At 72.1% G+C, this 12,389-nt stretch carries 12 protein-coding genes; all 12 read left to right on the top strand.

Features of this window, described 5'->3' with window-relative positions; translation table 11 throughout:
• Nucleotides 1–3: 3 nt before the first annotated feature.
• The 12 genes from hppD (at nucleotide 4) to VGD70_RS21435 (ending at nucleotide 12,165) form a co-directional block, all read left to right on the top strand.
• Nucleotides 4–1,071, top strand: a complete 1,068-nt coding sequence (gene hppD, locus VGD70_RS21490; RefSeq protein ID WP_331084051.1) for a 4-hydroxyphenylpyruvate dioxygenase — start codon at nucleotides 4–6, stop codon at nucleotides 1,069–1,071.
• 31 nt (nucleotides 1,072–1,102) lie between these two features.
• A complete protein-coding gene (locus VGD70_RS21485; protein ID WP_331084049.1) occupies nucleotides 1,103–2,011 on the top strand; it encodes a phytanoyl-CoA dioxygenase family protein in 909 nt (302 codons plus the stop codon).
• A gap of 62 nt (nucleotides 2,012–2,073) precedes the next feature.
• A complete protein-coding gene (locus VGD70_RS21480) occupies nucleotides 2,074–2,871 on the top strand; it encodes a DUF3050 domain-containing protein (protein ID WP_331084047.1) in 798 nt (265 codons plus the stop codon).
• Between the two features lie 23 nt (nucleotides 2,872–2,894).
• A complete protein-coding gene (locus tag VGD70_RS21475; protein WP_331084045.1) occupies nucleotides 2,895–3,905 on the top strand; it encodes a methyltransferase in 1,011 nt (336 codons plus the stop codon).
• 26 nt (nucleotides 3,906–3,931) lie between these two features.
• A complete protein-coding gene (locus tag VGD70_RS21470) occupies nucleotides 3,932–5,209 on the top strand; it encodes a cytochrome P450 (protein WP_331084043.1) in 1,278 nt (425 codons plus the stop codon).
• Nucleotides 5,206–6,141 (top strand): 3-oxoacyl-[acyl-carrier-protein] synthase III C-terminal domain-containing protein, encoded by a 936-nt coding sequence (locus VGD70_RS21465; RefSeq protein ID WP_331084041.1) that lies wholly within the window; start codon nucleotides 5,206–5,208, stop codon nucleotides 6,139–6,141. The genes VGD70_RS21470 and VGD70_RS21465 overlap by 4 nt, the downstream gene beginning before the upstream one ends.
• Before the next feature lie 11 nt (nucleotides 6,142–6,152).
• The gene (locus VGD70_RS21460; RefSeq protein WP_331084040.1) at nucleotides 6,153–6,452 is read left to right on the top strand and encodes a phosphopantetheine-binding protein; all 300 of its coding nucleotides are present in this window, start codon (nucleotides 6,153–6,155) and stop codon (nucleotides 6,450–6,452) included.
• Nucleotides 6,453–6,512: 60 nt separating this feature from the next.
• Complete coding sequence (locus tag VGD70_RS21455) at nucleotides 6,513–7,427, top strand: hypothetical protein (protein ID WP_331084038.1); 915 nt, start codon at nucleotides 6,513–6,515, stop codon at nucleotides 7,425–7,427.
• Between the two features lie 143 nt (nucleotides 7,428–7,570).
• Nucleotides 7,571–8,827: an MFS transporter gene (locus VGD70_RS21450; protein WP_331084036.1), complete on the top strand. Its 1,257-nt coding sequence runs from the start codon at nucleotides 7,571–7,573 to the stop codon at nucleotides 8,825–8,827.
• Nucleotides 8,817–10,223, top strand: a complete 1,407-nt coding sequence (locus VGD70_RS21445) for a condensation domain-containing protein (protein ID WP_331084034.1) — start codon at nucleotides 8,817–8,819, stop codon at nucleotides 10,221–10,223. The genes VGD70_RS21450 and VGD70_RS21445 overlap by 11 nt, the downstream gene beginning before the upstream one ends.
• Before the next feature lie 8 nt (nucleotides 10,224–10,231).
• On the top strand, nucleotides 10,232–11,191 hold the full coding sequence (locus VGD70_RS21440; protein WP_331084032.1) for a thiamine pyrophosphate-dependent dehydrogenase E1 component subunit alpha: 960 nt from the start codon (nucleotides 10,232–10,234) through the stop codon (nucleotides 11,189–11,191).
• Nucleotides 11,191–12,165 carry an alpha-ketoacid dehydrogenase subunit beta gene (locus tag VGD70_RS21435; RefSeq protein WP_331084030.1) on the top strand — a complete coding sequence of 325 codons (975 nt, stop codon included), beginning with the start codon at nucleotides 11,191–11,193 and terminating at the stop codon, nucleotides 12,163–12,165. Before VGD70_RS21440 ends, VGD70_RS21435 begins: the two co-directional genes overlap by 1 nt.
• Nucleotides 12,166–12,389 lie beyond the last annotated feature (224 nt).

Raw genomic sequence — 12,389 nt, 5'->3', positions numbered from 1 at the left:
CTGATGAACCTTTCAGGGATAGACCACATCGAGTTGTACGTCGGCGACGCGCGGCAGGCCGCGTTCTACTACTGCACGGCCCTCGGGTTCCAGGTCCACGGGCAGGGTGGACCCGAGACCGGCCTGAAGGGCCAGCGCTCGTTGCTGCTCGGCCAGGGCGACATCCGGATGGTCCTGACCTCGCCCCTCGTCCCCGACCACCCGGCCGCCGAGTTCCTGCGCAAGCACGGCGACGGCGTCGCGGTGATCGCGCTGGAGGTCGACGACGCGGAGGCGGCCTACGAGGAGCTGGTGCGCCGGGGTGCGGCCGCGGTGTCGGCGCCGGCCAGGTACGCCGGCGGGGACGCCGCGGTGACGACCGCCGAGGTGTCCGGCTTCGCCGACGTCACCCACCGGCTCGTCGAGCGCACGGGCCCGCGCGCGGAGTTCCTGCCCGGCGTGTTCCGGATGTCCGAAGTGGACGTCGCGGCGGATGGCGAGGTGCTGCACACGATCGACCACTTCGCGGTGTGCGTGCCGACCCAGACGCTGTCCACGACGGTGCGGTACTACGAGGACGTGTTCGGCTTCTCGCAGATCTTCGAGGAGTACATCGAGGTCGGCGACCAGGGCATGTACTCCAAGGTCGTGCAGAGCGACTCGAAGCTGGTCACGCTCACCCTGATCGAGCCGGACACCACCCGCGAGCGCGGGCAGATCGACGACTTCATCCAGTGGCACGGCGGCGCCGGGGTGCAGCACGTCGCGTTCACCGCGGACGGCATCACCGACGCGGTCCGCGCACTGGCCGGCCGCGGGGTCCGGTTCGCGAGCACACCGCCGACCTACTACGACACGCTGCGCGAGCGGGTGGCCGACCTCGCGGTGCCGGTGGCCGAGCTGCGGGAGGTCGGCGTGCTCGTCGACCGCGACCACTGGGGTCAGCTGCTGCAGATCTTCACCGAGTCGATGCACGTCCGCCGGACGCTCTTCCTGGAGATCATCGAGCGCCGCGGCGCGCTCACCTTCGGCAGCGGCAACATCAAGGCCCTGTACGAGGCGAAGAACCGCGAGCTCACGGGTGTCGCGTGAGGACCTTACGAAGCCGAGCGGGAGGACACCGGTGACCACGACAGAACGGTTCTCACTGTCCGAACAGGACAAGGCACTGCTGCCGACCGACGAGGACGTCGCGTTCTACGCCGAGCACGGCTGGTACCTGACCAAGAAGCTGTTCACCGACGCCGAGGTCGACGAGCTGGTCGTGGCCGGCGAACGGTACTACGCGGGCGAGCGGGACCGGCTGCTGCCGGTCCGCCCGCCCCGGCTGGCCTACTGGGAGCCGGCGCACGGCGACGTGCAGCGGCACAACGACTACGTGCACTACGAGAGCGACGCGCTGGCCAAGCTGCTGCTCAAGCCGATCGTCGGCGCGGTGGCCGCGCGGCTCGCCCGGGCGGCGGAGATCCGGGTGTTCCAGTCGACGCTCATTCTCAAGCCGCCGATCTCCGGCGAGCCGTCCAACGTCGTGCCGTGGCATTTCGACAAGCACTACTGGTCGTCCTCGTCGTCGGAGAATATGTTGACCGCGTTCATCCCATTTCACGACTGTTATGAGGAAATGGGCACGATCACCCACGTGGACGGCAGTCACCGGTGGACCGAGATCGGCAACGACGACAGCACCACGCGCCATTTCGCCGAACGCGACAAGTCCCAGCTCGAGCAGATGCTGGCCGACAACGCCGCGCACAACGGCGTCGAGGTCACCAAGGTCCCGATGCGGATTCCCAAGGGACACCTGAGCTTCCACCACTGCAGGACCTACCACGGCAGTGGGCCGAACGTGAGCGGCCGGCCCCGGCGGGCGGTCTCGCTTCATCTCCAGGACGGCGCGAACGAGTTCCGGGAATTCCCGTTGTCGGACGGAAGTCTGGCGTTCTACAATCACGACAGCCTTGTCCGGAAAACTCCGGACGGCCGGCCGGACTATGCGGACGCGGATTACTGCCCCATTCTGTGGCGCGACTGAGCACACCACCGCTCGAGCCGTGCCGCGCTGCTCGAAAAGACCTCACGAAGGAGAGAGATACATTGTCCAGATATGACTGGGGACAGACGCATCCGGGCATCGAGCGTCTCGAGAAGGCCGTCACCGAGGCACGCGACCGCGTCGTCCAGCACCCCCTCTACGCCGGCCTGGACTCCCACGACGCCATCGTGACGTTCATGGAGCACCACGTCTTCGCGGTGTGGGACTTCATGTCCCTGCTGAAGTCCTTGCAGCGCAACCTCACCTGCGTCACCGTGCCGTGGATCCCCACCGGCCCCACCGGGAGCCGCAGGCTCATCAACGACATCGTGATGGTCGAGGAGTCCGACGAGCTCGGCGAGGGCTTCATCAGCCACTTCGAGCTCTATGTCAACGGCATGCGTGAGGCCGGCGCCGACACCTCCGCCATCGACACGCTCGTCGACCTGCTGCGCGACGGCGCCACGGTGCAGGACGCGCTGGCCGAGGCCGGCGTGCCGGCGCCGTCGGTCGCGTTCGCCGCCACCACCTGGGACATCATCGAGAACATGCCGGTGCACTGCCAGGCCGCGGCGTTCGCGTTCGGCCGGGAGGACCTGATCCCGGACATGTTCACCCAGGTGGTGGCGATCAACGAGCGGAGCAACAAGCTCGGCACGTTCCTCGACTACCTCGAGCGCCACATCGAGGTCGACGGCGAGCAGCACACCCCGATGGCCATGCAGATGGTCACCGACCTGTGCGGGGACGACGAGCAGAAGTGGCAGGACTGCGCCGAGACGGTGAACACCGCGCTCGCCGCCCGCGCGCAGCTGTGGGACACCATTCTCACCGCCATCAAGAATCGGTCAAACGGCTGACGACGGCCGTGGTGGACACATCGGTGGCCAGCGGGTTCGCGCGGCGCAAACTGCTCGGCATCCTGTCGAGCAGCTGGGTCGCGCAGTGTTGCTACGCCGTGGCGAAGCTCGGCGTGCCGGACCTGCTGGCCGACGGACCGCGCAGGGTGGACGAGCTCGCCGAGGCGTGCGGCGCCGATCCCGAGGCGCTGCACCGCCTGCTGCGGGGCATGGCGTCGATCGGCCTGTTCCGGCGGACCGCGCCGCAGACCTACGCGCTCACGTCGGTCACCGAGTGCCTCCGGTCGGACGTGCCGTTCTCGTTGCGGCACATGGCGGTGCTGGACGGGGAGGAGGTGTTCCGGTCCTTCGCCGACATCCTGCACACGATGCGGACCGGGGCGCCCGCCTTCGACCTGATCTACGGCGAGCCGTTCTATGCCTACCTCGACGGCAACCAGGGGGTCGCGGCCACCTTCGCCGAGGCGATGAACAGCAACCGGGTGCCCACCTCGCTCCCGGCGTGTGACTTCACCGGCGTCGCCACGCTGGTGGACGTCGGCGGCGGCAGCGGCGGGCTGCTGGCCGAGGTGCTCACCGCCCACACGGCGATGCGCGGGGTGCTCCTCGAGCTGCCCGAGGCCGTCCGCCAGGCCAGGACCACGCTCGTCGACGCGGGGCTCGCCGGCCGGGTGGACCTCGTCGAGGGCAGCTTCTTCGAGGGGGTTCCCGCCGGCGGTGACGCCTACGTGCTGGCCCGCGTGCTGCACAACTGGGCCGACGAGAAGGCCCAGCTGATCCTGCGCCGGGTCCGCGAGGCTATGGCACCCGGCAGCCGGCTCGTGGTGTTCGAGCAGCTGCTGCCCGAGGAGGACAGCGAGCCCGACGCGGCCTCCGGGATGGTCGACCTGCTGATGCTCGTCCTGCTCGAGGGCCACGACCGGACCGAGGAGGACTACCGCAAGCTCCTCGAGAACTCCGGCTTCGCCCTCGAGACCGTGCACCGCGGCAGCGGTCCCGGCGCCGACAGCGCCCTCGTGGCGACGCCCGCATGAGACCCGACGACCAGGGAGGAGCGGTGATGGCCGCGCAAGTCCACAGTGGACCAGTAGTGTCGCTGGGGTCGCTGCTCTCCAAGGAGGGGCGGCGGGACCCCAACCCGCACTACGCCGAGCTGCACCGGCACGGGCCGGTGGGCCGGCTCACCGACCCGGCCGACCGCTTCGACATCGTGGTGCACGGCTACGACGCGGTCCACCAGGCACTGCGGGACCCCGCGCTGCACGTGATGACCGGCGAGTACCCGGACCGGCGCGACAGCCGGCGCTGGCGGGCCCACCCGGCGCTGCGCACGCTGGTCAGCTCCATCTTCTTCACCGAGGGCCCGGACCACACCCGGGTGCGCCGGCTGTTCGGCCAGGCGTTCAGCGCCCGGCGCATCGCCGCGCTCGAGCCCGCGGTCGTCCGGATCGTCGACAGGCGCCTCGACCGGCTGGCGGAGCTGGGCGCGGACGGCTCGCCGGTGGACGTGCTCGCGGAGTTCGCGCTGCCGGTCCCCAGCGACGTCGTCGGCGAGTTGCTCGGCGTGCCGGAGGCCGACCGGGACTGGTTCCCCGAGCGGGTGCGCGCGTTCGGCGCGATCCTCGACCTCGGCGTGGGGGTCTGGCGGTTCCAGCAGGCGGCCGACGCCGCGGCCGAGGACCTCACCGGCTACTTCGCCGACCTGGTCGCCAAGCGCAGGGCCGAGCCACGCGACGACCTCATCAGCGAGCTTGCGAGCGCATCGTCGAACACAGGCGCGCCGGTGCACGGCCAGGCCGAGGGCGTGCAGCTGCACGACGACGAGCTGCTGGCCAACCTGCTCACGATGTACAACGGCGGGTTCGTCACCACGACCCACCTGATCGGCAACGGCCTCACCCTCCTGCTCGACCGTCCACACGAGACAGAGCGGGTGCTCGCCGACCCGGTCCGGGCGGCCGGCTTCGTCCAGGAGGTCCTGCGCTACGAGCCGCCGACGCACTTCAGCATCCGGTGGGCGGCCGCCGACACCGAGCTCGCCGGCGTGCCCGTGCCGCGGGACAGCCGGGTGCTGGTGCTGCTCGGCGCCGCCAACCGCGACCCGGCCCGGTTCACCGACCCGGACGGTTTCGACCCCGGGCGCGACGAGGGTCAGCCGCTGTCGTTCGGCGCGGGCATCCACTACTGCCTCGGCGCGGTGCTCAGCAAGCTGGAGGGCCAGCTCGCGCTGCCGATGCTGCTGCGCCGCTTCCCGAAGCTGGCCCTGGCCGGCGCGCCGGGCGAGCGCACCACGCTCATGCTGCGCGGCTACGAGTCGGTGCCGGTGACGCTGCGATGACCACATTGGACGCGGTGGCCGCTTACCTGCCGCGGCGGCGGGTGACGGTCGAGGAGCTGGGCGCCGAGCTGGGGCTGACGCCGACCCAGGTGCGCGTGCTGCGCCGGTTCAACGGCCTGGCCGAGGTGCGCCGGCAGCGGCCAGGGGAGACGCTGCTCGACCTGCTGGAGGGTGCCGCGCGGGCACTCCCGACGCTGCGCGGGCGCGAGCACCTCGTGCGGTACGTGCTCTACGCCCGCGGCGTGCCGGTGGTGACGCCGTACCCGGTGAACCCGGTGCACGAGCTGCGCGACCGGCTCGGGCTCGGGGGCGCGACGGCGTTCGCGGTGACCCACCACGCCTGTGCCTCCGGGCTGCTGGCCATCGACATCGCCGGGCGGATGCTCGCCCGGGACGGTGACCCGGGCGCGCTCGCGCTCATCGTCGCCGGCGAGCAGGTGTTCACCCAGGACGAGCGGCTGGCCGCCGACCACCGGGTGTTCGGCGAGGGCGCGGGCGCCTGCCTGGTGGCCGCCGCCGGGCCACGGGACCGCCTGCTGTCCTATGTGGCCGGTCAGCGCGGGGACCTCGACCACTGGGCGCCGGACGGCCTCGCGGCGATGGACCGGTTCGCGAACGAGTACACCGACCTGCTCGGCGAGGTGATCCTCGCCGCGGTCAAGCAGGCCGACCTGAGCCTCGACGAGATCGGGCTGATCCTGCCGCACAACGTCAACGTCGTGTCCTGGCGGCGGGTGTGCCGCCGGCTCGGCGTCCCGGTCGAGCGGGTGCTGCTGGACAACGTGCCGCTGCTGGGGCACACGCCCTCGGCGGACGCCTTCATCAACTACGCGTCGGCGCGCCGGCAGGGCCGGCTCGGTCCGGGCGACCGGTACCTCCTCGCGGGGGCGGGGTTCGGCGCGGTCTTCTCGGCGATGGTCTTCGAACACTAGGGAGCTCGATCATGGTTCACGCGGACGTCAGCGAGCTGCGCAGGCAGGTCGTGGACAGCCTGGGAGTCCTGTTGGGACGGATGCTCGGCCGGGAGCTGCCGGACGTGTCGGAGCGGACCCGGCTGTTCGACGAGCTCGGGCTCAGCTCGTCGAAGACCCTGGAGCTGCTGCTGGCGCTGGAGGAGGACCTCGACCTCCAGGTCGACGTCGAGTACATCGACCGGCGCGACCTGGCCTCCGTCGGCTCGCTGTCCGACTTCGTGGTCGCGCACGCGGACGGCGGGGTGAGCGAGCGTGCGAACGAACAATAGACGCAGGGCCAACGCGAGCGGCGTCACCGGGCCTGCGAGGGGACGTCGTTCGCCATGTTCATGACGGGTCCACCGGGGGTGGGCGGCCAGGGGCTTCGGCTCAGCGGCCTCGCGCACCGGTTCCACGACCAGGACTCCGGCCTGGCCACGCACCCGACGCTGCGGCCCTACCTCGCCGACCTCGCCGGCTCGCACGGCCTGGTGCTGCGCGAGGAGGTGTTCGCCGCCGGCGCCGGTCAGGCGTACGCCGAGCTGGGCGCGCCGCTGGTCGAGTCGGTCACCGGGGCCGGCGAGCCGGTGGACCTGCTGGTGCTCGCCTACGGGGTGCACGACGTCCAGCCCGGCCGCAACGTCGCGCTGTACCTGAGCAGCCGCTGCCCCGGGGACCCGCTGGCGTTCGCCGTGTGCGACCAGGGGCCGGCGGCCGCGTTCACCGCGCTGCGGCTGATCGCCGACCACGCCGCGACGGGGGTCTGCGCGCGGGCCGTGCTGCTGGTGGCCGAGCAGACCGCGGTCCACTATCCACTCGCGACACCCGCCCCCGTGCCGGACCGGCACGCGGCGGTGGCGCTGCTGTTCGAGGCCGCCGCCGGCACGGCCCCGGTCGACGTGCGCCAGCACCCCGCGGTGCCGGCCGAGGCCGCGGCCGCCGTGCTCGCGGCCGACGTCGCGGAGCTGGCCGGCGGGCGGGGTGAGGTGACGCTGGTCGTCGGCGGCGCGGTCGAGCTCGAGGCCGCCACGGCGTTCTCGGCGGCCGAGGTGATCCGCGCGGACCCCGGCCAGCCCTACACCGGCCTGTGGTCGCGGCTCGGTGCCGGCGCGCCCGGCCGGCTGCTGGTGCTGGCCGACTACGACCCGGCGCTCGGCTACCTGTGCGTGGCCGCGCTCGAACCAAGCCCCCGGCTGGGCGCCTCGGCGCCGGCCGGATCAGCCCGATCGGGAGGAGGTGTAGCGGACATGGCGGCCAAGGACTGAATCACCCGCTCATAGGAGCGACATCACTGATGCCGAGACGGCACGGACAACCCCACCTGAGGGAGGTCCGCGTGCGGGGGCGGCGACACCCGCCCCCGCACGGTCTCCCGGCAATCCTACGTCGAGGGCGAGTGAGGCACCCGATGCGCATACCTGGACTCGGACTGCCGGCGGAGAGCCGGCTGCTCGTCGTCGTGGGTCTCGTGGACTCCACCGGAACCGGGCTGTTCATCGCCGGCTCCGCGGTGTTCTTCACCCGCAGCGCGGGCCTGTCCATCGCCGAGGTCGGCGTCGGGCTCACCATCGCCGGGCTGTGCGGGCTGATCGCGCTCACCCCGCTCGGCATGCTGGCCGACCGGATCGGCCCGCGGCCCGCGTCGGTGCTGCTGCACCTCTGGCGCGGCGCGGGGTTCTTCGCCTACGCGTTCGTGCACGACTTCACCACGTTCCTGGTGGTGGCCTGCTTCGTCGGCATCCCGGCCAGGGCCGTCGACCCGATCAGCCAGATGTTCGTGGACCGGCACATCGGCAAGGACCTGCGCATGCGGGTGATGGCCGCGTTCCGCGTGGTCTACAACGTCGGTTTCACCCTGGGCGCGCTGCTCACCACGCTCGTGATCGCCATCGGCACCCGGCCGGCGTTCCTGGCCATCGTGCTCGGCGACGGGCTCACGTTCGTCATCGCCGGCATCCTGCTGGCCAGGGTGCCGCTGCTCGCCGACAACGCCCCCGCGCGGCCCACCGTGCGCGGCTGGCCGAAGTCCCTGCGCCAGGGCAGGTACCTGACGGTCGCGGGACTGCACGCGGTGCTCGTCCTGCACATCCCGATGCTGAGCATCGGCATCCCGCTGTGGGCCACGCTGCACACGGACGCGCCGCCCCTGATCGTCGGCCCGCTGGTCGTGCTCAACACCGTCCTCGCGATCCTGCTGCAGGTCCGGTTCGCCCGGGGCACCGAGACCCGGGAGGGCGGGGTCCGCGCGCTGCGCCTGGCGTCGGTCTCCCTCGCCGGCTGCGCGGTCGTGGTGGCCTTCGCCGGCCAGCTCGACGCGGCCGGCGCCACCGTGCTGCTGGTGGCGGGCATGGTGCTGCTGACCTTCGGCGAGCTGTTCCAGGTCGCGGGCGGGCTGAGCGTGTCCTACGACCTCGCGCCCCGCGAGCGGCAGGGCGAGTACCTGGCCGTGTTCTGGCTCGGCGTCGCCGCGATGTACATGGTGGGCCCGGTGCTCATCACGGTCGGGGTGGTGGAGCACGGGCCCGTCGCGTGGCTCGTGCTGGCGGCCGTCTTCGTCGTCGCCGGGTTCTTCGTGCGGCCGGCGGTGGCCGCGGCGAGCGTCCAGATGAAGAAGCTGCACCCGGAAACCGAGGAACAGGGCGGAGCGGTCGAACATGCCACGTGAGGAAGGCCTGCCGCGGGGCGAGGTCGTGGACCGGGTGGTCGTCCCGTTCGAGGGCGAGGGCGCCGGCGAGGCGGAGCTGACCTGGGGGCAGATCAGCCTGTGGCAGTCGATCGAGGCCTCCGGGATGTCGAAGACCGTGTTCTACATCGCCGAGGCCGACCCCGGGACGACGGTCGGCGACGTCGCGGACATGCTGCGGTTCATGGTGAGCCGGCACCAGTCGCTGCGCACCCGGCTGGTGCCGCGCGAGGACGGGCCGCCGCGGCAGCGGTGCTCGGCCTCCGGCGAGGTCACCCTGGAGGTCGTGGACGCCGGCGCCGACGACCCGGCCGAGGTTGCCGAGGCGGTCTCGCAGCGCTGGCAGACCGTGCCGTTCGCCTACGAGACCGAGTGGCCGGTGCGGCTGGCCGCCATCCGCAAGGACGGCGTGCTCACCCACGTGGTGACCGTCATCCTGCACACGTCCATCGACGCCTACGGCCTGAGCGCGCTCGCCGCCGACATCGGCGCCCGCGACCCGGAGACCGGCGAGGCGGCCGGGCCCGTCACCGCGCTGCAACCGCTGGAGCAGGCGCGGCGGCAGGCGAGCCCGTCCGGGCAGCGGCAGAACGCGGCGTCGCTGAAGTACCTCGAGCGGGTCGTGCGCACCATCGACGCCAGCCGGTTCGGCGCGCCGAGGTACGGCGGCGAGCGGCGGATCGACATGATCCACTACCGGTCGCCGGCCACCCTGCTCGCGATCCGCGCGGTCGCGGCCCGGGAGCGGATCGACGACTCGCCGGTGCTGCTCGCGAGCTTCGCGGTGGGGCTCGCCCGGTTCACCGGCGTCAACCCGGTCGTCGCGATGCTGATGGTGGGCAACCGGTTCCGGCCGGGTCTCGCCGACTCGGTCAGCGCGCTCATCGAGCTGAGCCCGTACATGATCGACGTCGCCGGCACGACGATGGGCGAGGCGGTGTCGCGGGCCGCGGCCAGCGCGATCAACGCGTACAAGAACGCCTACCTCGACCCGTACGAGCAGGACGAGGTGATCGAGCGGGTCGAGCGCGAGCGCGGCGAGGAGATCGACCTGTCGTGCTTCTACAACGACCGCCGCCAGCAGGAGCGCGGGCACCTGGGCGAGCCGGTCCCGACGGCCGGGGAGATCCGTGCCGCGCTGGCGCGCAGCGAGGTCTCGTGGGACCCGGAGATCAGCATGCCCAGGCGCAAGATCTACTTCAACGTCGACGACCCGCCCGGTGCCATCGAGCTCGTGATGTCGGTGGACACCCGGTACTTCGACCGGTCGGACATGGAGACGATCATGCGCAACGTCGAGGAGGCGGCCGTCCAGGCGGCGCTCGACCCGGACGCGCCGACCCGGGTCGCCCGCCGGGTGGCGGCCGCGGTCCAATGACGTCCACAGTGGACAGTTTGTATCGGACGGTGCGGCTGATCCGGCGCTTCGAGGAGCGGGCCGTCGAGCTGGTGCGGTCCGGGGACATCGTCGGCGGGATCCATCCCTACCTCGGGCAGGAGGCGGTGGCGGCCGGGGTGTGCGCGGCCCTCGGACCCGACGACATCATCACCAGCACCCACCGCGGTCACGGGCACGTGCTCGCCAAGGGCGCCGACCCGGCGCGGATGCTCGCGGAGCTGACCGGCCGGGTCACGGGGCTCAACCAGGGCCGGGGCGGCTCGATGCACGCCGCGGACTTCGGCATCGGGGTCTTCGGGGCCAACGCGATCGTCGGGGCCGCGGGCGCGATCGCGACCGGTGCGGCGTGGGCGCGGCAGCGGCTGGGCACGCCGACCGTCGCGGTGAGCTTCTTCGGCGACGGCGCGGTCAACGAGGGTGTGCTGCTGGAGGCGTTCAACCTGGCCGCGCTGTGGCGGGTGCCGGTGGTGTTCGTGTGCGAGAACAACGGCTACGCCACCACCATGCGGGTCGCCGACGCGGTGGCCGGCAGCATCACCGGCCGGGCGACGGCCTTCGGCATCCCCGCCTCCACTGTGGACGGTCAGGACCCCGAGGCGGTGCTCGCCGAGGCCCGCACCGCGGTGGCCCGCGCGCGGGCGGGGGACGGGCCGAGCTTCATCGAGTGCCTGACCCGGCGGTTCGACGCGCACCACACGTTCGAGCACAAGGTGCGGCTGCGCTACCGCGGCGACGACGAGCTCGCGGAGATCCGGTCCCGCGACCCGGTGGACGTCCAGGGCGCGCGGGTGCCGGCCGCCGACCGGTCCCGCGTCGACGCGGAGATCGAGGCGCGGCTGGACGCGGCGGTCGCGTTCGCGCTCGAGAGCCCGTTCCCGGACCCGGTCACCGCGCTGGACCACCTGTACGCGAGCGGGTTGAGCCCGCGGCGGGGGAGTGAGGTCTGATGCCCTGGCTGTCCTACCAGAAGGCGCTCAACCGGGCCCTCGCCGACGAGCTCGCCGCCGACGAGACGGTGTTCGTGCTCGGTGAGGACGTCCGGGTCGCCGCGTCGAACGTCACGGTCGGCCTGGCCAAGCGGTTCGGTGCGGACCGGGTGATCGACACCCCGCTGTCCGAGCAGGGGTTCACCAGCTTCGCCACCGGCGCCGCGATGGCCGGCCTGCGGCCGGTGATCGAGTTCCAGATCCCCGCGCTGCTGTTCCTGGCCTTCGAGCAGATCACCAACCACGCGCACAAGTTCTCGCTGATGACCGGCGGCCAGACCAGCGTGCCGGTGACCTACCTGGTGCCCGGCTCCGGCTCGCGCACCGGCTGGGCCGGCCAGCACTCCGACCACCCGTACAGCCTCTTCGCCCACGTCGGCGTGAAGACGGTCGTGCCGGCCACCCCGACCGACGCCTACGGGCTGCTGCGGTCGGCCGTCCGGGACGCGGACCCGGTCGTGGTGTTCGCCCCGGCCGGCGCGCTCGGTGTGCGGGAGGACGTGGACTTCGCCACGCTGGCGCCGGTCCCGCTCGGGGTGGGCCGGGTGCACCGGCCGGGCACGGACGTCACCGTCGTCGCGGTCGGGCACCTCGTGCACGACGCGCTCGCCGTGGCCGACGACCTCGCGGACACCGTGTCGGTCGAGGTGTTCGACCCGCGCACGCTGTACCCGTTCGACTGGGCCGGCCTCACCGAGTCCGTGCGCCGGACCGGGCGGCTCGTGGTGATCGACGACTCGAACCGGACGTGCGGTATCGCCGGCGAGATCATCGCGACCATGGCCGAGCGGGTGCGCCTGTCGGCCCCGCCGGTGCGGGTGACCAGACCGGACGGCGCGGTGCTGCCGTTCTCCCTCGAGCTCGACCGGGCCGTGCAGCCGAGCCGCGAACAGCTCGTCGCCGCCATCAACCGCACTGTCAAGGAGAAGCCGTGAGTGGGAGCACTGTGAGCGGGAGCGACGGAGCGTTCGCCGTCTGGACTGACGAGCGCGCGCAGGCGCGTCAGCGCCGAGCACGGGAGGAGGGAAGACGGCGAGTAGCGGAGGAGCGGAGCGAACCATTCAGCACAGTGAGTGGGAGCGCACGGAGCGTTCGTCGTCTGGACGTAGGAGAAGCGCAGGCGCGCCAGCGCCGAGCATCGCACGGAGGAAGACGGCGA

The organism is Actinophytocola sp. (assembly GCF_036402745.1).
Lineage (GTDB): Bacteria > Actinomycetota > Actinomycetes > Mycobacteriales > Pseudonocardiaceae > Actinophytocola.
Note: the sequence above shows the minus strand (reverse complement) of the source record. Positions and strands in the feature narration are given on the sequence as shown.

Coding starts and splice junctions, on each gene's coding strand:
- VGD70_RS21470 (WP_331084043.1), top strand. CDS start 3,932: ATGGCCGCGCAAGTCCACAGTGGACCAGTAGTGTCGCTGGGGTCGCTG.
- VGD70_RS21435 (WP_331084030.1), top strand. CDS start 11,191: ATGCCCTGGCTGTCCTACCAGAAGGCGCTCAACCGGGCCCTCGCCGAC.
- VGD70_RS21450 (WP_331084036.1), top strand. CDS start 7,571: ATGCGCATACCTGGACTCGGACTGCCGGCGGAGAGCCGGCTGCTCGTC.
- VGD70_RS21455 (WP_331084038.1), top strand. CDS start 6,513: ATGACGGGTCCACCGGGGGTGGGCGGCCAGGGGCTTCGGCTCAGCGGC.
- VGD70_RS21460 (WP_331084040.1), top strand. CDS start 6,153: ATGGTTCACGCGGACGTCAGCGAGCTGCGCAGGCAGGTCGTGGACAGC.
- hppD (WP_331084051.1), top strand. CDS start 4: ATGAACCTTTCAGGGATAGACCACATCGAGTTGTACGTCGGCGACGCG.
- VGD70_RS21465 (WP_331084041.1), top strand. CDS start 5,206: ATGACCACATTGGACGCGGTGGCCGCTTACCTGCCGCGGCGGCGGGTG.
- VGD70_RS21445 (WP_331084034.1), top strand. CDS start 8,817: ATGCCACGTGAGGAAGGCCTGCCGCGGGGCGAGGTCGTGGACCGGGTG.